We start from the raw sequence: 24,791 nt of genomic DNA on the forward strand, positions 1-24,791 counted from the left end.
GGCAGCACGCCGGCCACCAGCTCCTTTGCCAACGGCTGGGCCACCAGCGGCGGCGGCACTAACGGCGACATCGGCTACGGCATCGCCGTGAGCGGCACCAGCGTGTACGTGACGGGCTCCTTTATTAGTGCCACCAACGCCAGCATTGCCGGGCAGCCGCTGGCCGGGGCGGGGTTTAATGACGTGTTCGTGGCCAAGTACACGGACACGAGCACAGGCAGCACGCCGGCCACCAGCTCCTTTGCCAACGGCTGGGCCGCCAGCGGCGGCGGCACCAGCAACGACATCGGCTACGGCATCGCCGTGAGCGGCACCAGCGTGTACGCCGGGGGGCAGGTGGGCATTGGGGTAGCCACCTTTGGGCCGGCGGTGGGCCGGGTGCTGGCTCCTGCCGGCTCGGGAGTGCTGGGCGGGCTCGACCCGGCTACCGGCACCTGGCAGCGGGCTGAGGGGCCCTTGCAGGGCGGCACCTCCGCCACCCGCGCCACGGCCACCGACAGCCGGGGCAACGTGTTCATCACGGGCAGCTTCTCGGGCTCGGTGAGCTTTGGCGGCACGCGCCTGACCAGCGCGGGCAGCAATGACGTGTTTGTGGCCAAGTGGGATGCCACGGCCCAGGCCTTCACCTGGGCCACCAGCGGCGGCGGCACCGGCAACGATGTCGGCTACGGCCTTGCCGTGAGCGGCACCAGCGTGTACGTGACGGGCTCCTTCACCAGCGCCACCAGCGCCAGCTTTGCCGGGCAGCCGCTGGCCGGGGCGGGAAATACGGACGTGTTCGTGGCCAAGTACACGGATACAAGCACGGGCAGCACGCCGGCCACCAGCTCCTTTGCCAACGGCTGGGCTACCCGCGGCGGCGGCACCAGTGCCGACATCGGCAACGGCATCGCCGTGAGCGGCACCAGCGTGTACGTGACGGGCTCCTTCACCAGCGCCACCAGTGCCAGCTTTGCCGGGCAGCCGCTGACCGGGGCGGGGGGCACTGACGTGTTTGTGGCCAAGTACACGGACACGAGCACGGGCAGCACGCCGGCCACCAGCTCGTTTGCCAACGGCTGGGCTACCAGCGGCGGCGGCACCAGCGACGACATCGGCAACGGCCTTGCCGTGAGCGGCACCAGCGTGTACGTGACGGGCTACTTTGCCAGTGCCACCAGCACCAGCTTTGCCGGGCAGCCGCTGAGCGGGGCGGGGGGCATTGACATGTTTGTGGCCAAGTACACGGACACGAGCACGGGCAGCACGCCGGCCACCAGCTCCTTTGCCAACGGCTGGGCCACCCGCGGCGGCGGCACCGGCTCCGACTTCGGCAACGGCCTTGCCGTGAGCGGCACGAGCGTGTACGTGACGGGCTACTTTTTTAGCGCCACCAGCGCCAGCTTTGCCGGGCAGGCGCTGGCCGGGGCGGGGGGCACGGACATGTTCGTGGCCAAGTATACGGACACGAGCACGGGCAGCACGCCGGCCACCAGCTCGTTTGCCAACGGCTGGGCCACCAGCGGCGGCGGGACCAGCACCGACTACGGCTTCGGCCTTGCCGTGAGCGGCACCAGCGTGTACGTGACGGGCTCCTTCACCAGCGCCACCAGCGCCAGCTTTGCCGGGCAGGCGCTGGCCGGGGCGGGCAGTGATGACGTGTTCGTGGCCAAGTACACGGACACGAGCACGGGCAGCACGCCGGCCACCAGCTCCTTTGCCAACGGCTGGGCCACCAGCGGCGGCGGCACCAGTGCCGATCAGGGCAACGGCATCGCCGTGAGCGGCACCAGCGTGTACGCTGGGGGGCAAGTAACCCCACCGGCCACCTTTGGCAGCAGCACGTTCGGCAACAGCGTAAGCGGGCAAATCAACTTCCTGGGAGAGCTGCGCGACGTGCCGCCCGCGCCGGTCATCAGCAGCTTCTCACCCACCAGCGGGCCGGCCGGTCAGGTGGTAACCATCCTGGGCACCAACTTTACCGGGGCCACGGCCGTGGCCTTCAACAGCACGGCGGCGGCCAGCTTCGTGGTGAACTCCAGCACCCAGCTCACGGCCACCGTGGCCGCGGGCAGTACCACGGGCACCATCAGCGTGACCACACCGGGCGGCACGGCCACATCGGCCAGCGTATTCACGGTGTGCGCGGCCCCCGTGGCCACGGCCCAGAACGTAAGCGTGACGCTGGACGCCAGCGGCCAGGCTACCGTGACGGCTACGGCCGTAAACAACGGCAGCACCGCCGACTGCGGCCTGGCTGCGGCCGGCACGCTGAGCGTGAGCCCGAGCACCTTTACCTGCGCCAACCTGGGGGCCAATACCGTGACGCTGACCGTGACCGACGCCGGCGGCAACACGGCCACTACTACGGCCACCGTGACGGTGAGCATGCCCGCCACGCCCACCACCACCTGGACCGGCACCGCCGGCACCGCCTGGACCGACTGCGCCAACTGGAGCTTCGGCAAAGTGCCCGACGCCACCACCGACGTGGTGGTGCCCGCCGGCCTGAGCCGCTACCCCAGCCTGACCGCGGGCACGCTCACGGCCCGCGCCCTCACCGTGGAGCTGGGCGCCAGCCTGACCACCAGCGCCGGCGCCACCCTGGCCGTGTACGGCGACTGGACCGTGGACGGCACGGCCACGCTGGCCGGCCCGGTGGCCTTCCAGGGCAGCACCGACCAAGCCCTGGGCGGGCTGGGCGCGGCCACCTTCACCAGCCTGACGGTAGACAAGCCTGCCGGCACGCTCACCCTGCAGCGCGCGGCCAGCGTCACGGGCAGCCTCACGCTCAGCCGCGGCCTGCTGGCCACCGGCGCCCACGAGCTGACCATCACCGGGGCCACGCTCAGCGAAACTTCCACGGCCTACGTGCTGGGCCGGCTGGTGACGGCGGCCAACATGAACGGCCGCGGCACGCGCTACGCCTTCGGCGGCCTGGGCCTGGTCCTCACGCCGGGTGCCACCGGGGCCCTGCCGGGCGTGACCACCGTGCGCCGCGTGACGGGTACGGCCCTCACCGGCCAGGGCACCAGCGTCAGCATCAAGCGCTACTACGACATCGTGCCCGCCACCAACGCGGGCTTGAACGCGACGCTGGAGTTCGGCTACCGCGACGCGGAGCTGAATGGCCTGAGTGAAGCCCAGCTGGAGCTGTTCCGCTCCAGCACCGGCACCAGCGGCCCCTGGCAGAATGTGAAGGCCAGCACCCGCGACGCAGCGGCCAACACCGTCACGGCCACCGGCGTAGACCACTTCTCGATCTGGACGCTGGGCAGCTCGGCCAACCCGCTGCCCGTGGAGCTGACGGCCTTCACGGCCACGGCCGAAGGCCCCGCCGCCGTGCGCCTGAACTGGACGACGACCACGGAGAAGAACAGCGCCCGCTTCGAGGTGGAGCGCAGCCCGGACGGAGCCACGTTTGCGCGAATCGGCACGGTAGCCGCCGCCGGCACCAGCAGCACCCGCCGCACCTACACCCTGCGCGACGCGCAGCTACCCGCCGGCCCGGCCGCGCTCTACTACCGCCTGCGCCAAGTAGACCACGACGGCACGGTTAGCCTCTCGCCCGTGCGGGTGGTGCGCCGCACCCCGGCCGTGGGCCTGACGCTCTACCCCAACCCCACCCGCCACGCGGCCACGCTGGGCGGCGCGCTGCCCGGCACGCGGGTGCAGGTGCTCGACGCGCTGGGCCGCCCGGTGCTGACCACCACGGCGGACGCCACGGGCACGGCCACGCTCACGCTGCCGGCCGGGCGGCCCGCGGGCGTGTACGTAGTGCGGGCCGGCACGCAGGCCGTGCGCCTGGTGGTGGAATAGACCACCATTGGCGGTAGCCTCGCTACTCTTGAAGCCGTCGGCCCCGTGGGGTCGGCGGCTTCTGTCGTTTGGGGGGCGGGCGACGCGGGCAGGGGGACGGTGCCCGCAGCCCTGGCCGCCGGGTTTGGAGCCCCGGGCGCCGGCCGGTTTGCAGCCGTAGCCAATGGTCCGGTTGAAAAGACGGTACGCTTGCCGCTTTCTGTTACCTTTGAGCCACTAAACTCCCCACCCAACAATCCCAACCCAAGAAATAAGCGCATGGCACGAGTGGAAATGGTGATGCCCAAGATGGGCGAAAGCATTATGGAAGGCACCGTCCTGAAATGGCTCAAGCAGGTCGGCGACGCCATTGAGCAGGACGAGTCGGTGCTGGAAGTGGCGACCGATAAGGTTGATACCGAAGTTCCCGCCATCTACGCCGGCGTATTGCAGGAGATTCTGGTGCAGGAAGGCGAAGTGGTAGCCGTGGGGGCCCCCATTGCCATCGTCGAAACCGACGTGGCCGCCGCGGGTGCTTCGGCGCCTGCTGCCGCCCCGGCTGCGCCCCAGGCGGCTCCCGCCATCAACGGGGCCGCTACTGCCGCCGCCGTGCCTTACCTGGCTGAGCAGAACGACCCGCAGGCCGATAAGCGCCTGAGCGTGGCCCAGCCCGGCCGCTTCTATTCGCCGCTGGTGCTCAGCATTGCCCGCGAAGAAGGAATTTCGATGGCCGACCTGGAATACCTGCCCGGCACCGGCAGCGAAGGCCGCGTGACCAAGAAGGACATTCTGGACTACGTAGCCGGCGGCAAGCAGCCGTTGGGGGAAGCCGCAAGCACCAAGCCGCAAGCGGCCAGCACTGCTGCGGCTGCGCCTACGACAACCCCGGCTCCGGCTGCTGCCCCAGCTCCCAAAGCGGCCAGCGCCCCGGCCGCCAACGGCTCCAAACCGATGCCATCCGTCAGCGGCGGGCAGGAGCTGATTGAGATGGACCGGATGCGCAAGATGATTGCCCAGCGCATGGTGGACTCGAAGCGCATCTCGCCCCACGTGACCAGCTTCGTAGAAGCCGATGTGACCGAGCTGGTGAACTGGCGCAACAAGCACAAGGATGCCTACAAGAAGCGCGAGGGCGAGAACCTGACCTTCACGCCCATCTTCATTCAGGCCGTGGCCCGCGCCATCCAGGACTTCCCGCTGATTAACGTCTCCATCGACGGCGACTACATCATCAAGAAGCGCGACATCAACATCGGCGTGGCCGTGGCCCTGCCCAGCGGCAACCTCATTGTGCCCGTGATTCACAATGCCGACCAGCTCAACCTGAACGGCTTGAGCAAGAAGGTGAATGACCTGGCCAACCGCGCCCGCGCCAATAAGCTCAAGCCCGAGGACCTGGAAGGCGGCACCTACACGCTCAGCAACGTGGGCTCTTTTGGCAACGTGATGGGCACACCCATCATCATGCAGCCGCAGGTGGCCATCATGGCTGTGGGCGCTATCAAGAAGAAGCCGGCCGTTATAGAAACCCCTCAGGGTGACCTGATTGGCGTGCGTCACTTCATGTTCCTCTCCCACTCCTACGACCACCGCGTGGTGGATGGCTCGCTGGGCGGCATGTTCGTGCGCAAGGTAGCCGACTACCTGGAGCAGTTCGACCCGAACACGGCTATTTAGGTTTCGTCAAACACCCGGAACGTCATGCCGAGCGTAGCCGAGGCATCTCGCATGCTGACGTTTGAACAGTACTCAGACCTCAGCACGCGAGATGCCTCGGCTACGCTCGGCATGACGTTCTTTTTTGTTTCAGTTGATTCTCTCATGAAAAACGCGCTTACCGTTGCCGCTCTCGTCCTCTCGCTGGGCCTTATTCTCTACCTCTACCAACAGGTAACGCGCCTGGAAAAGGCCCTGCAAGCATCCGAGCAGCGCTTCGCCGACTGCGAGCAGGTCACGTTCCAGCTCCAGATGAAAGCCAACGGCAACGCCCCGCGCGGCAACATGCCGGCCGATACCAGCCGGGCCCGCTAGCCCGGCCGGACCCATATTTCCTTAGCAGCAAGGCCCGCCATGCGAACATGGCGGGCCTTGCTGTTTTCATTGCTCAAGGGGCGGCTAGCTCTTGCGGTCCAGCAGCAGGAGCATGAAGGCAAACTGCCGGGCTACGTCGTTGATGGACTTGAAGCGGCCCGAGGCCCCGCCGTGACCGGCGGCCATATCGGTGTGAAGCAGCAGCAGGTTGTTGTCGGTCTTGAGGGTGCGCAGCTTGGCCACCCACTTGGCGGGCTCGAAGTACTGCACCTGCGAGTCGTGTAGGCCGGTGGTCACGAGCATATTGGGGTAGGCGTGGGCCTTCACCTGGTCGTAGGGTGAGTACGAGAGCATGTAGTTGTAGTACTCCTTCTGGTTGGGGTTGCCCCACTCGTCGTACTCGCCCGTGGTGAGCGGGATGCTGGAGTCCATCATGGTCGTCACCACATCCACGAAGGGCACGGCGGCTATTACGCCCTTGTAATACTCGGGGTGCATGTTTACCACGGCCCCCATCAGCAGGCCGCCGGCCGAGCCGCCTAGGGCGAACAGCTTTGACGCGGAGGTAAACTTCTGGTCGATGAGGAACTTCGAGCAGTCGGTGAAGTCGGTGAAGGTGTTCATCTTCTTGAGCTTCTTGCCGTCCTCGTACCACTGCCGGCCCATTTCCTGCCCGCCCCGGATGTGGCAGATGACGTAGGCAAAGCCCCGGTCGAGCAGACTCAGGCGGGCGGCGCTGAAGGTGGCATCGGTGGAGGAGCCGTAGGAGCCGTAGGCGTATTGCAGCAGCGGAGCGGTGCCATCCTTTTTGAAGCCCTTCTTGTAGACGATGGACAGCGGAATGCGGGTGCCGTCGGTGGCCGTGGCGTAGGCGCGCTCGGTCACGTAGTCTTCCTTCCGGAACCCACCCAGCACGGCCTGCTCCTTCATCAGCTTCCGGGTGCGGGCCGTCATGTCGTAGTCGAAAGTCGAGGTGGGTGTGGTGAGCGAGGAGTAGCCGTAGCGCAACACGGGCGTATCGAACTCGGGGTTCACGCTGACGATGGCGGTGTAGGTGGGCTCGCCGAAGTTGAGGTAGTGCTCCTGCTTGTCCTTCCAGCGGATGACGCGCAGCTGCAGCAGTCCTTCTTTCCGCTCGCCCAGCACCAGGTAGTCCTTGAACAGCTCCATGTTTTTCAGGAACACGTCCTTGCGGTGCGGAATCACTTCCTGCCAGGCCTTTTTGGCCGTGTTGGTCACGGGCGTTTTAAGCAGCCGAAAGTTGGGAGCCCCGGCATTGGAGCGCACGTAGAAGTCGTTGCCGAAATGCTCCACTTCGTAGAGGTGGTCGGCTTCGCGGGGCAGAAACGTCTTAAACGCTTCGGTGGGCTTGGCAGCCTCCAAAAACCGGGTTTCCGACGACATGGTGCTGCCCATGTGCAGGAAGATGTACTTATGCGACTTGGAGCGGCTCACGCCGGTGTAGTAGGTGTTGTCCTTTTCCTCATATACCAGCACGTCCTGCTTGGGGTCGGTGCCCAGGGTGTGGCGGTACACCCGGTAAGGCAGCAGCGTGGCGGGGTCTTTTTGGGTGTAGAACACCGTTTTATGGTCGGCGGCCCACACGGCGTCGCCGCTGGCGTTGATAATCTTTTCGGGGTAGCGCTTGCCGGTCGCCAAGTTGCGGAAGCGCAGGGTGTAGAGGCGGCGGCTCACCGTGTCGGCGGCGTAGGCCAGGGTCTGGTTGTCGTCGCTCACGGCGAAGCCCCCGATCTGGAAGTAGGCCTTGCCCTTGCCCATCTCGTTGCCGTTGAGCAGCACTTCCTCGGGGGCGGTCAGGCTGCCCTTCTTGCGGCAGTAAATCGGGTATTCGCCGCCCTGCTCGTAGCGGGTGTAGTAGTAGTAGCCGTTGTCGCGGTAGGGCACCGACTCATCCTGCTCCTTGATGCGGCCCTTTATTTCCTGGAACAGCGTTTCCTGCAGCGCCTTCACGGGGGCCATCTGCTGCTCGAAGTAGGCGTTTTCCGCGTTCAGGTAGCTGAGCACCTCGGGGTTTTCGCGCTCGTTGAGCCAGTAGTAGTTGTCGGTGCGGGTGCCGAAGGGCGAGGCCAGCTGCTTGGGCTTGCTGGCGGCCACGGGGGGCTTGGTCATGGCGGGAGTGGTTGCAGAGGATGGGGAGGTCTGGGCCTGGGCCGCGCTCAGCGCCAGCGTGCAGAGGCCGGTCAGCCAGGGGTACAATCGGTTCATAAGCAGGGCATGAGTAGAGGGATGCCCCAAGGTAAAAGGAATGGCCGCAATGTCCCATTCCGGGAAGCAGGATTATCCAGACATACCGAAGGCCGCCCTTATCCAGGACGGCCTTCGGACACAGACTTATCTGAACGCTACAGGGCGGCCAGGCCCTGCTCCAGCGCTGTTATTTTGGCTTCGGCGTCGGCCAGCTTCTGCCGCTCGCGCTCCAGCACGTCGGGCTTGGCGTTGGCCACGAACTTCTCGTTCGAGAGCTTTTTCAGCACCGAGTCGCGGAAGCCGCGGGCGTAGCCCACCTCCTTTTCGAGGCGCTCCTTCTCGGCCCCGAGGTCAATCTGGCCTTCCAGCGGCACGAAGAACTCTGCCCCGCCCGACACGAAGCCCACGGAAGCCGCCGGCGCCGCGTCCACCACCGTTATTTCGGTGAGGGCGGCCAGCTTGCGGATTACGCCGTCGTAGTCCTGGAGCAACGCCGCGTCGTCGGTTTTGGCGGCCAAGGTCAGCGGCTTGTTGGGGCCGAGGCCTTTCTGGTTGCGCACGTTGCGCACGCCGGCCACGATGTCGAGGGCTTTGGCCATGCGGGCAATCAGGTCAGCGGCTCCGGCAGCAGGCTGAGCTTTGGGCCAGGCGGCCACGCACACGTACTCCTTCGGCCCGCGCTGGGTCAGCTCGTGCCAGATTTCCTCCGTGATGAAGGGCATGAACGGGTGCAGCAGCTTGAGCAGCGTTTCCAGGAAGCCAGTGGTGTGGCGCAGCGTCTCGGCATCGATGGGGGCCTGGTAGGCGGGCTTCACCATTTCGAGGTAGAAGGAGCAGAAATCGTCCCACACCAGCTTATACACCGTCATCAGCGCGTCGCTCATCCGGAACTTGTCGAAGTGCTCGTCCAGCTCCTGCTGGGCAGCCTGCAGCTTGGCTGCAAACCACGCCACGGCCTTTTCGTTGGCGAAGGGCAGCGTGGCATCCACTTCCCAGCCTTGGGTGAGGCGGAAGGCGTTCCAGAGCTTGTTGGTGAAGTTGCGGCCCTGCTCTACCAGCTTGATGTCGAACATCAAATCATTGCCGGCCGGCGAGGAGAATAGCATGCCGGCCCGCACGCCATCGGCCCCGTACTGCGCAATGAGGTCGAGCGGATCGGGCGAGTTGCCCAGGCTCTTGCTCATCTTGCGGCCCTGCGCATCGCGCACAATGCCGGTGAGGTACACGTTGCGGAACGGCACCTGCTTGCGGTATTCCAGCCCGGCCATAATCATGCGGGCCACCCAGAAAAACAGGATTTCGGGGGCCGTTACGAGGTCGTTGGTGGGGTAGAAATAGTTTACGTCGGCATTGTCGGGGTCCTTGAAGCCGTCGAACACCGAAATGGGCCACAGCCACGACGAAAACCACGTATCGAGCACGTCCTCATCCTGGCGCAGATCGGTGAGCTGCAGCTCGGCGTTGCCGCTTTGCTCGCGGGCCAGCAGCAGGGCCTCGTCGGCACTCAGAGCCACCACAAACGTGCCGTCGGGCAGGTAGTAGGCCGGAATGCGCTGGCCCCACCACAGCTGGCGCGAGATGCACCAGTCGCGCACGTTCTCCATCCACACCCGGTACATGTTCTTGAACTTGGGCGGGTGCAGCCGGATTTCGTCGCTTTCCACGGCTGCCAGCGCGGGCTTGGCCAGGTGCTCCATCTTCAGGAACCACTGCAGGCTCAGGCGCGGCTCAATCACGGCGCCGGTGCGCTCCGAGGTCTGCACGATGCTGGCGTATTCCTCCACCTTATCCAGGTGGCCGGCCGCTTCCAGGTCTTTCACGATGGTGCGGCGGGCCGCAAATCGGTCCTGGCCCACGTAGAGCACGGCTTTTTCGTTGAGCGTGCCGTCGTTGTTGAGAATATCAATGACGGGCAGGTTGTGCTTCAGGCCCAACTCGTAGTCGTTCAAGTCGTGCGCGGGCGTCACTTTCAGCGCCCCGGTGCCGAAGTCGATGCTCACGTACTCATCCAGAATCACCGGAATTTCGCGGCCCAGCAGCGGAATGCGCACTTTCGCCCCATGCAGATGCGTGTAGCGCGGGTCGTTCGGGTTCACAGCCACGGCCACGTCGGCCATGATGGTTTCCGGGCGCGAAGTAGCTACGGTGAGGTAGTTGTTAGTTGTCAGTTGCTGGTTGTCAGTATTATTCTGCTCACTAACAACTGGCAACGAATCACTGACCACCTCATACCGCAGGTGGTACATCTTGGCCATCGTGTCCTTCGGAATCACTTCCTCGTCACTCAGCGCAGTGCCGCCCTGCGGGTCCCAGTTCACCATGCGGATACCGCGGTAAATCAGGCCCTTCTGGTGCAGATCCACAAACACGCGCAGCACGGCATCGGTCAGCTCGGGCTCCATGGTGAAGCGCGTGCGGTCCCAGTCGCAGCTGGCCCCGAGCTTTTTGAGCTGCTCTAGGATGATGCCGCCGTACTTCTCCTTCCACTCCCAGGCGTGCGCCAGAAACTGCTCGCGGGTGAGGTCTTTCTTGTCGATTCCCTTTTCCTTGAGCAGCGCAACCACCTTAGCCTCCGTGGCAATGGAGGCGTGGTCGGTGCCGGGCACCCAGCAGGCTTCCTTGCCCTGCATGCGGGCCCGGCGCACCAGCACATCCTGAATCGTGTTGTTGAGCATGTGGCCCATGTGCAGCACGCCCGTCACGTTGGGCGGCGGAATTACCACGGAATAGGGCTGCTTACGGGGGTTGGCTTTAGCTTTGAAAAAGCCCTGCTCCTGCCAGCGCTGATACCACTTGGCTTCAACGTCGGCGGGCGTATAGGTTTTGGCGATGGACATCGTCAAGGGGAAAATCGGTGGGGAATAGCGGCAAAAGTAGGCAATTCAGGCCGGGGCGGGAAATGCGCAACCGCCCCCACGCGGGCCGGCCTGAATATTGTGAGTCTGCGCCAACTATTTCCCGCCGGATGCCTGTAAATCAAGCTACCTTTGGGCGCGACTAAGATTTCCGGCCGGGGTTTAATCAGTTTTTGATAACTTCTGCAAAATTTTCTCCACTGTTCCCTTTGCCTTTATGGTCAGTCTTTTCTCTTTTCTGAAGACCAGGAAACCGCAATCGGCACCTTCTCCGGCTTCAACTCCTTCTCCCTCAACTGCTACCGTGCGCATCGGCATGGGCCAGTTGCTGGTGGAAGGCGGCGAGCCGGAACGAAACCTGAACCGCGCCGCCCGCATGATCGGCGAGGCCGCCCAGCAAAGCTGCGACCTAGTGCTGCTGCCCGAAACCCTCGATTTTGCCTGGACGCACCCCAGCGCCCTCACCGAAGCCCAGCCCATTCCCGGCGCGTTCAGCGACCGGCTCTGCCAGGAAGCCCTGCGCCACAATATCTACGTCTGCGCCGGCCTCACCGAGCGGCTGAACGGCCGCAACTACAACACGGCCATTCTGATTAACCCGCAGGGTGAAATCATTGTCAAATACCACAAGATAAACCTATTAGGCGTCGAATTGCCCTTCTACGCCGTGGGCCAGACGCTGAACGTGGTGGATACGCCGCTGGGCAAAATCGGGGTCAATATCTGCGCCGACAACTACCTCGATGGTCTTTCCATCGGGCATACGCTGGCCCGCATGGGGGCCGAATTCATTCTGGCCCCCGCCTCCTGGACCGTCGATTACTCCATCACTGAGGAGTCGGACCCGTACCAGGAGAAGTGGGTGAAGCCGTTTTCCATTCTGGCGCAGCTCTACAACGTGGCCGTAGTAAGCACGACTTCCGTGGGCTACGTGGTGGGCGGCCCCTACGAGGGCAAGAAAAGCGTGGGCTGCTCGCTGGCCGTCGATGCCGGCGGCGTGCGGGCCCAGGGCACCTTCAATGAGTTTGCCGGCGAGCTGATCGTGGCCGATTTGCCCCGGCCGGTCCGGTCCGAGCAGGGCACCGCCATCGGCGACATGCTCCGGCGCAAAGGCTACCGCTTCGACGAGCTGCCGCAAGCCTAGCGGCCCATCTTGCGCCCTTACTTACCACCTTTCCTCTTTAACTTTACCGCTTGCCTTCACCGCTACCCATACCGCACACCTACCACCGCTGCACGCGCTGTATCATGGATACTACCGTTCCCGGCATTCGTTTCGACGAACGGGGCGAGTGTAATTTTTGCACGCTGCATGATAAGCTGGACCGGGCTTTCCCGCTGGGCGAGGCCGGCCGGCAAAAAGTTCAGGAACTCGCGGCCGACATCAAACGCCTGGGCCGGGGCCTGAAATACGACTGCATTCTGGGTGTGAGCGGCGGGCGCGACAGCTCCTTCACGCTCTGGTACTGCGTCACGCAGCTGGGTTTGCGCCCGCTGGCGGTGCATTTCAACGATGGCTTCGGCAACCCCGTGGCGGGCGAAAACATGGTGACGGCCTGCCGTAAGCTGGGCGTGGAGCTGCGCACCATCACCTCCGACTGGCGCGAATCCAAGGACCTGAAAATTGCATTTCTGAAGGCTTCAACTCCCGATATGGAGCAGGGCACCGACCTGGGCATTGCCACGGCCCTGTATGGCGTGGCGGCGAAGGAAGGCGTGCAGCGCATCATCATCGGGCAGTCGTTCCGTACGGAGGGCATTGCACCACTCTCCTGGAATTTCCTGGATGGTAAGTATTTGAAGTCCGTGCACAAGCAGTTCGGCACGGTGCCGCTGCGGCCCTGGTCGCCGAATGACCCCGGCTTCAATCTGGACCTGAAGGAAATGTTCTATTATACCTTCGTGCGCCGCATCAAAACCGTCACGCTGCTCTACCACGTCGACTACGTGCGCACGGAAGCCGACGCGCTGCTGGCGCGCGAACTGAATTGGCAAAATCCTGGCGCCCACTACTTCGACGACCTTTACCAGAGCGTTATCTACTACCTCAACCGCGTCAAGTTCAACATCGACCGCCGCCTGTTCAACTACTCGGCCCTCATTCGCTCCGGGCAGTTGACGCGCGATGCGGCGCTGGAGCGGGTAAGCAAGATAAATTCCATTGAGGACGAGCGGGTTATCAGCCTATGTATCAAGCGCCTGGGTCTCACGCGGGAGGAATTCGACCGGATTGTAGCCGCCCCGCCCCGCACCTTCCGCAACTACCCCAACAACTACCACCTCATTCTGCTGCTGCGGTGGCCCATCAAAGTATTCAGCCGCCTGAACCTGCTACCCGAATCGGCCTACGACAAGTATTTCAACTGCGGCACATAGCTCGTCATTGCGAGGAGGCACGACGAAGCAATCCGTCCTGGTCAATGAGCTGAGCCTTGATTAAATAGAAAGCCCTGACGCGCACATCACGTCAGGGCTTTTTGCTGAAAAAGGGTTTGCTACATTTCAGAGGACGGATTGACGCCGCTTGATGCGCGGAATGTCCTGCGTCCTCGCAATGACATTTTTTATGCTTCCGCGTGCAGCCATTCTTTCTTTTTGAGCAGCGCATCCTGGGTTTCGCGGTAATCGGGGTCATCTACGCAGCAGTCTACGGGGCACACGGCGGCGCACTGGGGCTCTTCGTGGAAGCCGACGCACTCGGTACACTTGTCGGAGACGATGTAGTAGTACTCGTCCGAAATCGGGGTTTGGGGGGCGGTGCCGGCCACTACCGTGCCGCCGTCCACTTCTACTTGCTTGAGTGCCGTGCCGTCGGCCCAGCGCCATTGGGCCCCGCCTTCGTAGATGGCATTGTTGGGGCATTCTGGTTCGCAGGCACCACAGTTGATGCACTCGTCGGTTATCATGATGGCCATAGCCGTAGTCGTCTGGGTTAAGTGAGGCGGTGCTGATACGGATTTGCTTACGAAAAAACCGGGCAAAGGAAACCACTCCAGCCCGGCAAAAGTAGAAACTAACGACTACTCTTGCGAGTTTTTTACTTAATCGGGTCTTTGCTGGTTTCCTGCCACTTTTGCAGCGCGGCTGTTGCCGCTTTGCCTGCCCCTCTCCTTCCTCCGCAATGAATCATTCCGACCGCCTCACGGCTTTCGTGGCCCTGGGCCACCGCCTGAACCGCCTTTCCGACGACGAAATAATCGAGCTGGCCGCCCGCGCCCGCAACCAGAACAACTGGTTCGACGAGCCCAACGTGCGGGCCGCCCTATTGGGCGTAGCCGCGCTGCTCGATGAGCAAAGCCTGCGCCCGTGGGCCAGCCGTTACCGCGCCGAGCCCGAAATCAGCCGCCGCGTGGGCGTGGTAATGGCCGGTAATATCCCGCTGGTGGGCTTCCACGATTTGCTCTGCGTGCTCATCAGCGGCCATCAGCTGCTGGCCAAGCCCAGTTCCGAAGACAAGCTATTGATGACCTGGGTGGCCAATGAGCTGATCAAAATTGAGCCGCGCTTCGCCGAGCGCCTAGCTTTTGTAGAGCGGCTCAACGAGGCCGATGCCTTCATTGCTACCGGCTCCAACAACACGGCCCGTTACTTCGAGTATTATTTTGGTAAGAGACCCCATCTCATTCGCCGCAACCGCACCAGTCTGGCCATTCTCACGGGCCAGGAGTCGGCCGAAGCCCTGGCGGCGCTGGGCCGGGATATTTTTCAGTACTACGGCCTGGGCTGCCGCAACGTGAGCAAGCTCTACGTGCCCGAGGGCTACCGATTCGATGCCCTGCTCGATGCGCTGGAGCCCTGGCACACGGTGCTGCACCACAACCGCTACCAGAACAACTACGACTACAACAAGAGCATTCTGCTGGTGAACTCCGTGCCGCACTACGACAACGGTTTTCTGTTGCTCACCGAGGCCACGGCGCTGGTTTCGCCCATTTCGGTGCTGCACTACGGCACCTACACCAGCGAGGTGGACCTAGTGGACCAACTGACCGACGCGGCCGAGCAGATCCAGTGCATCGTATCCGACGGGCACCAGTACGCGGGCAGCTTCGCCTTCGGGCAGGCCCAAAGCCCTACCGTGAGCGACTATGCCGACGGCGTGGATACGATGGCCTTTTTGGCGGAATTATCGTAGATTCAGAGCAGCGCGGGCCGGCGGCTCATGGGTTCTTCATTATCCCAGGCTCATCTTTCTGCCCGGCCACCCTTCACCCCTGCTCCTGCCCCATGCAACCTGATCTGCAACCCATCGAAACAGTCGAGAAAGAAAGCCTTTCCGACCTGCACTATTCGCCCGCGGATGTGCTGACCGACCCCAAAGACCGCCGCCAGCGCCACCACGATGCCGAGCGGGCCCTCACCCTGGGCAATGCCCACCACAGCAAAGTCAACATCTATTTCCAGACGGCCGATGGCGCAACCAAGCGCGTGTACACCACCGTATGGGCCGCTGATGATGAGCACCTCAGCCTGAAATCCGGCGGCTCGCTGCCCCTGCGGGCCGTGCTGCGGTTCGAGTTCTGAGTTCTGTCTGTCATTGCGAGGACGCAGGACATTCCGCGCATCAAGCGACATCAATCCGTCCCGGACAATGAGTTGAGCCTTGACTAAACAGAAAGCCCTGACGCGCACATCACGTCAGGGCTTTTTGCTGTAAAAGGAGCTTGTTACATTTCAGAGGACGGATTGACGCCGCTTGATGCGCGGAATGTCCTGCGTCCTCGCAATGACAGGTTAAATCCGGTCCAGGGTTTTGGCAATCAAATCGTTTACTGCAGCTTCGGCGTTGGTGGCGAATTCGCCGGTGGCGCGGTTGGCTACAATGGCGTTCAAGGACACGATTTCGTGGCCCAGCAGGCGGCCCAGGGCGTAGTAGCCGGCGGTTTCCATCTCGAAGTTGGTGAGGCGGAACTCGCCTTCGGCGCTCTGGTGACGGAAATTCTGGAAGCGGCTGATCAGGTCGGGCTGGCGCAGGTCGATGCGCAGCACGCGGCCCTGGGGGCCGTAGAAGCCGGGGCAGGTGAGCGTATTGCCCACCACCATGCCCGCGCCCAGCTGCTCGCGCAGCAAATCGGCGCCGCGCACGCAGTACGGGCGGTAGGGCAAATCGAGGGCCTGCTGGATGCCGGTGGCTACTTCTATTTCCAGGCCGGTTTCGACCAGCGGGTAAAACTGCATCAGCGAATCGAGGCCCACGGCGTGCTCCGTTACCAAGTGCGAGCCCACCGGAATATCGGCCTGCAACGCCCCGCTGGTGCCCACGCGAACGATGCGCAGCGCGATGCGCTCCTCCAGTGGCCGCGGCTCCCGCGTCACAAAGTCAATGTTGACCAGCGCATCCAGCTCATTGAGCAGAATATCAATGTTATCGGTGCCCATGCCGGTCGAAATCACCGTCAGCCGCTTGCCCTTGTAGTAGCCCACGTGCGTCACAAATTCGCGCTTGTGGATCTGGGTTTCGATGGAATCGAAGTGCTGGCTGATCAGCGGAACCCGCTCTGGGTCGCCGACGGTGATGATGGTGTCGGAGATATGGTCGGGCAGCAGGTTGAGGTGATAAATGCTGCCGTCTTTGTTTAGAATCAGCTCGGAGTCGGGAATGGGCATGGGAGGGAATTTTGAATTATGAATGCTGAATTATGAATTAAAAAGTGAGGAATTAAATAAGGAGAAACTGTAATCCTGCTGACGAATTTTGCAGGTTTTCGGGCCTTCTTTTTTTAATTCTTACTTCTCAATTTTTAATTCCCGAAGGGGCGCGGTAGGACAGCAGGCCCTGCTCGGGGTTGTAGTTGTTACTGAGCTTGGGGTAGGTGCCGGTGCCGTCGTAGGGGCGCTTGTCGGGGTGCTGCTGGCAGATGGTAGAGCAGGCCCCTTCGAGCTGCTGGCTGCAGGTTTCGCAGAGCGGAATGTGGGCGTTGCAGTGCGGATTGGCGCAGTTCACCATGCGGTCGGAGGGCGTGGCGCAGTGGTGGCAGTGCGAAATGACGGTGGGATTCACGCGGTTCACGTCCACGGTCACGCGGCTGTCGAACACGTAGCACTTGCCGTCGAAATCCTCGCCGCCGGCCTCGATGCCGTACTTGATGATGCCGCCGTGAAGCTGGTAGACGTTTTCAAACCCCTGTTCCAGCAAATAGGCGCTGGCTTTTTCGCATTTCACGCCGCCGGTGCAGTAAGTCAGAATCTTCTTATCCTTGAACTCCTTGAGCTTTTCGAGCCGCTCGGGGAAGTCGCGGAAGTTCTCCATGTCGAGCGTCACGGCATTCTTGAAGCGGCCCACGTTGTACTCGTAGTCGGAGCGCACGTCTACCACCACCACGTCGTCGCGGTCCTTCAGGTCCTTGAATTCCTGGGGCGAAAGATGCTGGCCGGTTTTCTCATACGGCTTGGTGTGGTGCAGGCTGCTGTGCACGATTTCGGGCTTCACGCGCACATGCAGCTTCTGAAACGTGTGCTCTGGCACCTCGTCCACCTTGAACTCCAAGGCCGCGAAGCGCGGATCGGCCTTCACCAGGCGCATATACTCCTCACAGTCGGCAGTGAGCCCCGATACGGTGCCATTCAGCCCCTCGTGGGCCACGATGATGCGGCCCAGCAGGTTCAGCCGCAGGCACAGCCGGTGGTGCTCCTCCCGAAAAGCCTCCGGGTCTTCAATGGGCGAGTAACAGTAGTAAAGCAGAACGCGGAACATGAGAATTTTGAATGTTGAATGTTGAATGTTGAATGAAACCGCTTTAGCTCATTCAGCATTCAACATTCAAAATTTAACACTTCTTAAACCTTCTGGGCGGGGTTGCCGAAAACGGTCTGGTTGGCGGGCACGTCGGCCACTACTACGGAGCCGGCTCCCACGCGGGCTTTGGTCCCGATTTTTACGCCGGCCACGATAATCGCGCCGGGGCCGATGAAGGCCTGCTCGGCCACCGTGGCCCCGGCGTTGATGATGGCCCCCGCGCCCACCTGCACGTAGTCGGCCAGCTCAGCCTTCACATCGATGACGGCATTGGGGCCGATGAGGCAGCCATTGCCCACCTTGCTGTTGCTGGCTACCACCGCGCCGGCACTCACCAGGTTGCCGTGGCCCAGCCACGCGTGCTCCGATACGCTGGCTTTGGCGTGAATGGCATTCACGGGCACGGCCTGGTACTCGTCGTGCAGCATGGTGGTGAGGCTGCGGCGGCTCGCCGTGTCTTCGGTGGCCACGAATACCTCGCACTTTTTGCCCAGGAGCTGGAGCAGCTGCTTATCCTCGGTGTTGCCCATCACGGGTACGTCGTTCAGCTCGGTGTTCTGCAGCTTGGCATCGTCGTCGAGCAGGCAATAAACCACTACGTCGTTGCTGGTGAAGGCATCGAGGGCGTTGATACCCAGGCTTTGAGCGCCCAGAATGATAACCGGATTTTCCATAGGAACAGCAGAGCGCCGGCAAGCGGCGGATTTTGGCGAAACCACAAAGATACACCTCCCGGCGCGGGGTGCCAAGCTCCGAACCAGCGGCCGAAGCCGAAAGTGCCACTCGGAGCGCTACAGGCCCAGACGGCGTAGGGCGCGGGCCGCGTAGTCGTTTTGCAGGGCCAGCAGCAGCACAAAAGGCAGCACCACGGCGCGGTAGCGGTTCAGCGTGCCCAGGTTGGGCGTGCTTAACCCAATCAGGGCAGCCAGCACGATGCTGTAGGTCAGCAGCACCAGCACCAGAGCAAACGGCAGCCCGCCCGCCCGCCCCCGCCCCACGGCTACCAGCGCCCCGGCCAGCACCAGCAGCAGGGCCACGTTTTCGAGCCCGGCCACCAGATACAGGCCGTTCGGCTCTTCCCACGGCCAGGGCCGAGTCATCACGTGCAGCACGGCGACGGGCGCGTTGCGCAGAACACTGGGCAGCGTAGGCGCCAGATTGGCATACTCGATGTGCGGCTGCTGGCGCGAGTCTTCCAGCAGCTCCGAGTAGGACCGCACAAGCTGACTGGTAAACTTATTGAGGCGGAAGACGGGGCTGACTTCACCAATGGCCGCGCCGCCCGCCGCCACCAGCGCGGCCACCAGCAGCACCTGTACCCAGCGCCGCCGGGCACCACCCAGCCGCTGCACCAGCCGCACCGCAGCCAATGCTCCGAGCGCCGCAAAAAGCATTATAGCGAAGAAAAAACGCATTTTGAAGTGCAGTACCGCCAGCAGCACGGCCCCGAGCACGGTGGTCGGCCGGGGCCTCTCGCCGCCATAGAGCCAGGGCAGCACCAGGGCCAGCACCCAGGCCGCGCTGCCCAGCAGCAGGGTTTCCTTGTTCAGGCCGGCCGTCCAATAGAGCACCGTAGGCCAGCCCAGAAACGCTACCACCGCCGCGCCGCGCGGCGCGTCCGGAAACAGGCGGGCCAGCACCCGCACCAGCTGCCAGCAACCCACGAAGCAAAAAAGGGACAGATACACGCTGTTCAGCCCTGCCGCGCCCAGCGAAGCCAGGTTCAGGCCGGAAAGCAGCTTAATGATGAAAAATGTGTTGGAGTAGCCATGGAAAATCAGTTTCTGCCCCTCGAAATGCAGCTCGTCGGTAAAAAGCGTGCGGAGCCAGCTGCCCGGCGCGGTCCAGAGCTGGCGGGTCATCACCGCCGCCCACGACTGGAAAAGCCGGGCGTCTTCGCTAAGTAACAGCACGTCGCGCAGGCTGACCAGCAGCTTCAGCCCCAGCAAGGGCAGCAGCCAACGGCCCAGCTCCGGCGTGCGGCGCTGGTGGCGGACCCAAGCCACCAGCGCCACCAGCAGGCCGATATTGAGCCCAATGGCCAGTAGTATTCTCATAAACGCGCACCGTTCGGCTGCAAAATACGGCTTCCGATGGCACAATGCAGGCAGCGGCGCGGCTGGCAGTAGCCCCGGCTCAACGCCAGCAGGCCCTGCGAATCGGCGGCGGAGCGGTGGCGGAAGCCCAGCAGCTCGTAGGGCGCGGTGAGGTGGTTGTGCTCGGCAGGCAGCTGCTCGAGCAGCGCCACGGCGGCCTCCACCAGCTCGGGCTGGCCCACGTGGCGGGCGTAGGCCACGCGCAGCGGCACTACCACATTAGTTACCAGCAAGTGCACGCTGCTGCGGCCCAGCGCTGGCACTTTGCCCGGCTTGCCGGGCCGGTAGTGCTGCCGCCAATAGTCGGATACGGGAGCCTGGAAAAACTCTTCCAGCACCGCCACGCTGCTGGCGCTCAGCAGGGCATCAAACAGCGCGGGGCGGGCGTGCAGCAGCGCCGCCAGCTGGGCCAGCCGCACCGGCGGAAAGTTGGCGGGCCGCAGCCGCAGAAAGTTCCACTCGTGCACGGGCAGCGCGCCTGGTAAGGTGTATTTGTGGCGCAGAAACGCATATTCTTCGCGCAGCCCGCCGATGTATGCGTCATCGGGCGTTTCGGCGTTTTCAGTCAGGAAGCCGGCCTGCCCGAACACCAGCGCCTCCAGCTGACGCAGGTCGTGACGGTGGCGGCGCACGGTGCTCTGGGGCAAGGCTTTGGCCAGGCGGGCCAGCGGCTCGGTATTTTTCTGGAAGCCGAATCCGGCCGCCAGCGCGTGGTAGGCGGTGGCTTCCCAGTCGCCGCCCAGCGTGTGGTGCAGGGCCTCCAGCACGGCGGCTTTCTGCTCCACGCGCTCCAGCAGGGTTCTTTCCACCATCATCAGGCGGGTTATTTCGGGCACCAGGGGCAGTAGCGGGGCGCAGGGCAGCGCCACCGGCGCGGGCTGGTCCATCAGCCGCTGGTAGGTAGTGAGCATATCCGGGGCGATGCGCGGGGCCAGGGGCAGCACCGGAATCAGGGAGCCGTTGGTGCGGCGCACGTCCTGGTCGGCGGTGTATACTACGTGCAGCACCACCTGGTCGTATTTGGCATCGGTCTGGTGCTGGTGGCGGTGCCAGTCGGAAGCCCGCAGATGAATTTCGACGGCCCCGTTCCACTCCACCTCCCCCAGCTGCAGGCGGGCGTTCAGGAAGTCGGGCCCGGCGTCGGCGTTGCGGTAGCCGGGCCGTAGCACGGTTATAGGCTCGCCGGCCGCGGTTTGCAGGGTTGTTTTATCGAAATACTGGTGCTGCCAGACGTAGTGGAGGAAATCTTCTTTCATAGCGGATAAGTCAGAATAACTGCCCGGCGGGGAAGATAGAGAAATCCGGGCGGGCCCAAAACAAAACCGGCCCGCCGCCGCGCAGAGCGGAAGCGGGCCGGCAGTCCGGCATCGGGAAGCACGATTAACGCAAGTCAATCACCTTCACGCCTTTGTATTTAGTCTTGTCGAAATTGAACGTGGTGGCATCCAGCGGCGGGTTGGGCTGAAACTTACGGATGGTGTAGGTGTAGCGGTTGCCGTTCTTCTTGAACATCTTCCAGCTTTTCACCGACTTATCCACCTTGCTCACCGTCACGCGCACCTTGAAAACCGGGTTGTCCTTGTTCTCCGGCGATAGGTCGATAACGTCGTAGGCCACGCCGGCTTCCTTGGTTTCCTGCACGTAGGTGTATTTGTAGCCCTTCTTGTAGAGCGTGTAGATCTGGGCGGGCGAAACTTCCTGCTCGTCGGGGTCGAAATCGGAGATGTTCACCTCATTCTCGGCCTTCATGTAGGTCCACATGGTCTGGCCGTTGTTGATGATTTCCTGACCGTTGAGCTTCACCCGGAATTTCTGGCCGCTCACGGTTATGTCACCGGTGATATTTTCCTTCAGCTTGGCAGCATCGTTTTCCAATGTCTGGGTAAAGTTGGCCTTGAAGCCCTTCAGGCCCTGATATTTGGCGCTCATCTGGTCGAGAATCTTGCCGGCCTTGGGGTCCTGCTGCGCCGTGGCCGCAGACAAAAGCGACACGGAAAGCGTGAGCACCGAGAGTATTTTTTTCATTGCAATCAAAGGTGATTCAGAGAGATTACTGCAGAAGACGTGCGAAGCGGCACTTTGTTTAATGCCAAACCCAAAAGAGGACAAAAAAGTCGCTTTGGTCGGGGCATTTGCCGGCACGGACTGCTATTTCGGCAGGCTGTTCAACAACTGTTCCAAACTGCCTTCGTCCGGAATTAAGACCTCGCGGGCCTTGCTGCCCTCAAACGGCCCCACGATGCCGAAATGCTCGAGCTGGTCGATGAGGCGGCCGGCGCGGTTGTAGCCCAGCTTGAGGCGGCGCTGCAGCAGCGAGGTGCTGCCCTGCTGGTGCGTGACGATAACGCGGGCCGCTTCCTCAAACATACTGTCGCGCGACGAGGGGTCGAAGTCTTCTGCATCGCCGCTGCCGCCGCCGCTTTCGCCCACCACTTCGGGCAGCAGGTAGGCATCGGGGTAGCCCTGCTGCTCGCCGATGTAGTCGCAGAGGCGGTCTACTTCGGGCGTATCGATGAAGGCGCACTGCACCCGGATGATGTCGGAGCCCTGCGAAATCAGCATATCACCCTGCCCCACGAGCTGGTCGGCGCCGCCGGCATCCAGAATGGTGCGGGAGTCGATTTTGCTGGTCACCTTAAAGGAAATCCGGCACGGAAAGTTGGCCTTGATAATACCGGTAATCACGTTTACCGAGGGCCGCTGGGTGGCTACAATCAGGTGAATGCCGATGGCGCGAGCGAGCTGGGCGAGGCGGGCAATGGGCGTTTCGACCTCTTTGCCGGCCGTCATCATCAGATCGGCCAGCTCGTCAATCACCAGCACGATGAAGGGCATGAAGCGGTGGCCTTTCTTCGGGTTCAGCCGCCGCTCAATGAACTTGCGGTTGTACTCCTTCAGGTTGCGGCAGCCAGCATCTTTGAGCAGGTCGTAGCGCTTGTCCATCTCCATGCACAGCGAGTTGAGCGTATTCACCACCTTCTTCGTGTCGGTGATGATGGCTTCCTCCGTGTCGGGCAGCTTGGCCAGGAAGTGGCGCTCAATCTTGTTGAAGATGCTCAATTCCACCTTCTTGGGATCCACGAGTACGAACTTGAGCGTGGCCGGGTGGCGCTTGTAGAGCAGCGAGGCCAGAATCACGTTCAGGCCCACCGACTTGCCTTGACCCGTGGCCCCGGCCATCAGCAGGTGAGGCATCTTGGCCAGATCGACTACGAACACCTCGTTGGTAATGGTGCGGCCGAAGGCAATCGGCAGATCCATTTCGGTGTTGGCGAACTTCTCGGTGGCAAATACCGACCGGATGCTCACCATTTCCTTCTTCGTATTCGGCACCTCGATGCCGATGGTGCCCTTGCCTGGAATCGGGGCAATGATGCGGATGCCCAACGCGGCCAGGCTCAGGGCAATATCATCTTCCAAGCTCTTGATTTTGGAGATGCGCACCCCGGCATCGGGCACGATTTCGTAGAGCGTGACGGTGGGGCCGATGGTGGCCTTGATGCTGGCGATGTTGATGCCGTAGTGCCCCAGCGTCTCCACGATGCGGTCTTTGTTGGCTTCCAGCTCCTCCTTGCTCACCTGGGCTTTGGCCACGCCGTAGTCGTTGAGCAACTCCAGCGTGGGGTATTGATAGCGCGAGAGGTCCAGCGTGGGGTCGTAGTTGACGGCGGGCATGGTTTCCATGTCCTCGTCATCGTCGGCAATGCGGGCCATGTCGGCCCCGGCGGCGGGGTCCAGCTCGCCGGGCTTGGTATCGATCTGCAGGGCTGGCGTGTGGCTCGTAGCTTCCGGCTCGCGGGGCGCGGGGGCCGGCAGCAGCGCGTCGTCGTCGGCCAGATCGGCCATGGAAAGCGGCGTGGGCACGCGGGCCGGCAAGGCCGCTACGGGCTCGGGGTCGGTGGGCGTTTCGAAGGAGAAGCTGGGGCCGGCGGCGGCAGAAGTGGCCGCCGCGCCTGCCGCCGCCATTGTGCCGGAGGCGCTGGCCAGCGCGGAAGAGGCCGTGGAAGCTACGGCCAGCGGCACCGCCGCGGCAGCCGCACCGAACGCCGGCGCGGGCGAGTTGATGGAGCCGGACGAAATGGCGGGCACTTCTGCTTCGTCTTCCTCCGGCTCCGGTTCGGCGGCGGCCGCTACGGGCTGCGGCGCGGGCGTGGCCACCGGCCCCACACGGCGTAGGGTCATCTGGGGTGCGGGGTCGGCTTCTTCCTCTTCATCTTCTTCAGCAGCCACTACCGCATTAAAGTTCTGGATGGCGGCTTCTGCGTTTTGGCTTTGGGCTTCCAAAGCAAAAATCAGATCCTCGTCGCCCAATTTGCCGCGGCCAAGGTTCAGCGTGGTCACGTTGAAGAAATAGACCACGAAGGAAATCAGCATGAAAGCCAGCAGCAGCACTGTGCCCCAGCCAATGAGGCTATCGAGCCAGAGGGCCGCTTCGTAGCCAATGCCGCCGCTGAGAAAGTCGAGGCTGTGGGCCAGAGCGGGGTCGGCATCGGGGGCTTCTATGGTGAGCACCACGTAGCCCAGCAGCAGACTCAGCCAGCCCATGGTGAACAGGCACAACGCCAGCACATAGCTCAAGGACAGCTCGGCCCGCCGGAACACGATTTTGTAGCCCAGGAAAAACACGATGGGGATAACGGCAAACGCGGCCACCCCGAAGCCCTTGTGAATCAGCAGCTGCGCCAGCATGGCCCCCAGCAGCCCCAGCCAATTGCCCGACTCCTGCCCGGCTTCCTTGGTGGGCGTGCTGCCCAGGCTCTCCACCACGCTCTGGTCGGCATGCCCCGTGAACAGGAACGAGACGAAGGCAATGGTGAGGTAGATGGACGTGAGCAGGAAAAAGAAGCCCAGAAACAGTTGAAAGCGCCGGTCGCGCAGGAAGCCGAAGGCGTTGCCCAGCGAAACGGAAGGCAGCTTGAGTGGCTTGCGCGGAGCTTTGGGCGCAGCCTTGGCCTCTGCGCGGCGCGGCTCGCGGGCGGGCTCAGCCGCCGGCCGGGGCTGGTTGCGCGCCGGCCGCGGCTCATTGGCGCGGCTGGGCGCGGGAGAAGTAGGTTGTCTGTATGTATTTTTTGCCATTACCCAGCACTA

At 63.0% G+C, this 24,791-nt stretch carries 17 protein-coding genes; 7 read left to right on the forward strand and 10 right to left on the reverse strand.

The annotated features are described in order from the left end of the window. The 3 genes from BUB62_RS05720 to BUB62_RS05730 form a co-directional block, all read left to right on the forward strand. Nucleotides 1-3,798, forward strand: a 3,798-nt coding sequence (locus BUB62_RS05720) for a beta strand repeat-containing protein (RefSeq protein WP_143164047.1), incomplete at its 5' end; no start/stop codon positions are given. Nucleotides 3,799-4,056: 258 nt separating this feature from the next. After that, on the forward strand, nt 4,057-5,454 hold the full coding sequence (locus BUB62_RS05725; RefSeq protein ID WP_073107382.1) for a dihydrolipoamide acetyltransferase family protein: 1,398 nt from the start codon (nt 4,057-4,059) through the stop codon (nt 5,452-5,454). A gap of 144 nt (nt 5,455-5,598) precedes the next feature. Continuing rightward, nucleotides 5,599-5,808, forward strand: a complete 210-nt coding sequence (locus tag BUB62_RS05730) for a hypothetical protein (protein WP_073107385.1) — start codon at nt 5,599-5,601, stop codon at nt 5,806-5,808. A gap of 84 nt (nt 5,809-5,892) precedes the next feature. Here BUB62_RS05730 and BUB62_RS05735 read toward each other — a convergent pair whose 3' ends face one another. Together BUB62_RS05735 and BUB62_RS05740 are read right to left on the reverse strand one after the other, a co-directional pair. Continuing rightward, nucleotides 5,893-8,034 carry a S9 family peptidase gene (locus tag BUB62_RS05735; protein WP_200799895.1) on the reverse strand — a complete coding sequence of 714 codons (2,142 nt, stop codon included), beginning with the start codon at nt 8,032-8,034 and terminating at the stop codon, nt 5,893-5,895. A gap of 137 nt (nt 8,035-8,171) precedes the next feature. Continuing rightward, nucleotides 8,172-10,853 (reverse strand): valine--tRNA ligase, encoded by a 2,682-nt coding sequence (locus BUB62_RS05740; RefSeq protein ID WP_073107388.1) that lies wholly within the window; start codon nt 10,851-10,853, stop codon nt 8,172-8,174. A 322-nt stretch (nt 10,854-11,175) separates the two neighbouring features. Between BUB62_RS05740 and BUB62_RS05745 the strand changes: the two genes are divergently transcribed. Next, complete coding sequence (locus tag BUB62_RS05745; protein WP_159437410.1) at nt 11,176-12,015, forward strand: carbon-nitrogen hydrolase family protein; 840 nt, start codon at nt 11,176-11,178, stop codon at nt 12,013-12,015. Between the two features lie 50 nt (nt 12,016-12,065). Continuing rightward, nucleotides 12,066-13,247, forward strand: coding sequence for an N-acetyl sugar amidotransferase (locus BUB62_RS05750; protein WP_262490501.1), 1,182 nt, complete (start codon nt 12,066-12,068; stop codon nt 13,245-13,247). A gap of 188 nt (nt 13,248-13,435) precedes the next feature. Here the strand turns inward: BUB62_RS05750 and BUB62_RS05755 are convergent, their stop codons facing one another. Then, on the reverse strand, nt 13,436-13,786 hold the full coding sequence (locus BUB62_RS05755) for a 4Fe-4S dicluster domain-containing protein (RefSeq protein ID WP_073107397.1): 351 nt from the start codon (nt 13,784-13,786) through the stop codon (nt 13,436-13,438). Between the two features lie 206 nt (nt 13,787-13,992). On the opposite strand from BUB62_RS05755, the gene BUB62_RS05760 reads away from it, so the two are divergent. Both BUB62_RS05760 and BUB62_RS05765 read left to right on the forward strand, forming a co-directional pair. Then, a complete protein-coding gene (locus BUB62_RS05760) occupies nt 13,993-15,006 on the forward strand; it encodes an acyl-CoA reductase (protein WP_073107400.1) in 1,014 nt (337 codons plus the stop codon). Between the two features lie 92 nt (nt 15,007-15,098). Further along, a complete protein-coding gene (locus BUB62_RS05765; protein ID WP_073107403.1) occupies nt 15,099-15,395 on the forward strand; it encodes a hypothetical protein in 297 nt (98 codons plus the stop codon). 210 nt (nt 15,396-15,605) lie between these two features. On the opposite strand, the gene BUB62_RS05770 is transcribed toward BUB62_RS05765, so the two are convergent. From BUB62_RS05770 to BUB62_RS18710, 7 genes are all read right to left on the reverse strand, one after another. After that, nucleotides 15,606-16,478 (reverse strand): nucleoside phosphorylase, encoded by an 873-nt coding sequence (locus BUB62_RS05770; RefSeq protein WP_073107409.1) that lies wholly within the window; start codon nt 16,476-16,478, stop codon nt 15,606-15,608. A gap of 127 nt (nt 16,479-16,605) precedes the next feature. Continuing rightward, a complete protein-coding gene (gene trhO / locus BUB62_RS05775; protein ID WP_073107417.1) occupies nt 16,606-17,565 on the reverse strand; it encodes an oxygen-dependent tRNA uridine(34) hydroxylase TrhO in 960 nt (319 codons plus the stop codon). Nucleotides 17,566-17,648: 83 nt separating this feature from the next. Next, nucleotides 17,649-18,281 (reverse strand): NeuD/PglB/VioB family sugar acetyltransferase, encoded by a 633-nt coding sequence (locus BUB62_RS05780; RefSeq protein ID WP_073107422.1) that lies wholly within the window; start codon nt 18,279-18,281, stop codon nt 17,649-17,651. 117 nt (nt 18,282-18,398) lie between these two features. Beyond that, nucleotides 18,399-19,664, reverse strand: a complete 1,266-nt coding sequence (locus BUB62_RS05785; RefSeq protein ID WP_073107425.1) for a hypothetical protein — start codon at nt 19,662-19,664, stop codon at nt 18,399-18,401. Beyond that, entirely contained in the window at nt 19,661-20,959 is a 1,299-nt protein-coding gene (locus BUB62_RS05790) for a DUF2851 family protein (RefSeq protein ID WP_073107428.1), read from the reverse strand. Before BUB62_RS05790 ends, BUB62_RS05785 begins: the two co-directional genes overlap by 4 nt. A 124-nt stretch (nt 20,960-21,083) precedes the next feature. Beyond that, the gene (locus BUB62_RS05795; RefSeq protein WP_073107430.1) at nt 21,084-21,728 is read right to left on the reverse strand and encodes an outer membrane lipoprotein periplasmic chaperone LolA1; all 645 of its coding nucleotides are present in this window, start codon (nt 21,726-21,728) and stop codon (nt 21,084-21,086) included. 123 nt (nt 21,729-21,851) lie between these two features. Then, nucleotides 21,852-24,779 carry an FtsK/SpoIIIE family DNA translocase gene (locus tag BUB62_RS18710; protein ID WP_084538860.1) on the reverse strand — a complete coding sequence of 976 codons (2,928 nt, stop codon included), beginning with the start codon at nt 24,777-24,779 and terminating at the stop codon, nt 21,852-21,854. Between the last annotated feature and the right edge of the window lie 12 nt (nt 24,780-24,791).

The sequence above is a fragment of the Hymenobacter daecheongensis DSM 21074 genome (genome assembly GCF_900141805.1).
Lineage (GTDB): Bacteria > Bacteroidota > Bacteroidia > Cytophagales > Hymenobacteraceae > Hymenobacter > Hymenobacter daecheongensis.

Excerpts from the sequence above, each read along its gene's own strand:
- BUB62_RS05725 (WP_073107382.1), top strand. The coding sequence starts at position 4,057 with ATGGCACGAGTGGAAATGGTGATGCCCAAGATGGGCGAAAGCATTATG.
- BUB62_RS05730 (WP_073107385.1), top strand. The coding sequence starts at position 5,599 with ATGAAAAACGCGCTTACCGTTGCCGCTCTCGTCCTCTCGCTGGGCCTT.
- BUB62_RS05735 (WP_200799895.1), bottom strand. The coding sequence starts at position 8,034 with ATGAACCGATTGTACCCCTGGCTGACCGGCCTCTGCACGCTGGCGCTG.
- BUB62_RS05740 (WP_073107388.1), bottom strand. The coding sequence starts at position 10,853 with ATGTCCATCGCCAAAACCTATACGCCCGCCGACGTTGAAGCCAAGTGG.
- BUB62_RS05755 (WP_073107397.1), bottom strand. The coding sequence starts at position 13,786 with ATGGCCATCATGATAACCGACGAGTGCATCAACTGTGGTGCCTGCGAA.
- BUB62_RS05760 (WP_073107400.1), top strand. The coding sequence starts at position 13,993 with ATGAATCATTCCGACCGCCTCACGGCTTTCGTGGCCCTGGGCCACCGC.
- BUB62_RS05765 (WP_073107403.1), top strand. The coding sequence starts at position 15,099 with ATGCAACCTGATCTGCAACCCATCGAAACAGTCGAGAAAGAAAGCCTT.
- BUB62_RS05770 (WP_073107409.1), bottom strand. The coding sequence starts at position 16,478 with ATGCCCATTCCCGACTCCGAGCTGATTCTAAACAAAGACGGCAGCATT.
- trhO (WP_073107417.1), bottom strand. The coding sequence starts at position 17,565 with ATGTTCCGCGTTCTGCTTTACTACTGTTACTCGCCCATTGAAGACCCG.
- BUB62_RS05780 (WP_073107422.1), bottom strand. The coding sequence starts at position 18,281 with ATGGAAAATCCGGTTATCATTCTGGGCGCTCAAAGCCTGGGTATCAAC.
- BUB62_RS05785 (WP_073107425.1), bottom strand. The coding sequence starts at position 19,664 with ATGAGAATACTACTGGCCATTGGGCTCAATATCGGCCTGCTGGTGGCG.
- BUB62_RS05790 (WP_073107428.1), bottom strand. The coding sequence starts at position 20,959 with ATGAAAGAAGATTTCCTCCACTACGTCTGGCAGCACCAGTATTTCGAT.
- BUB62_RS05795 (WP_073107430.1), bottom strand. The coding sequence starts at position 21,728 with ATGAAAAAAATACTCTCGGTGCTCACGCTTTCCGTGTCGCTTTTGTCT.
- BUB62_RS18710 (WP_084538860.1), bottom strand. The coding sequence starts at position 24,779 with ATGGCAAAAAATACATACAGACAACCTACTTCTCCCGCGCCCAGCCGC.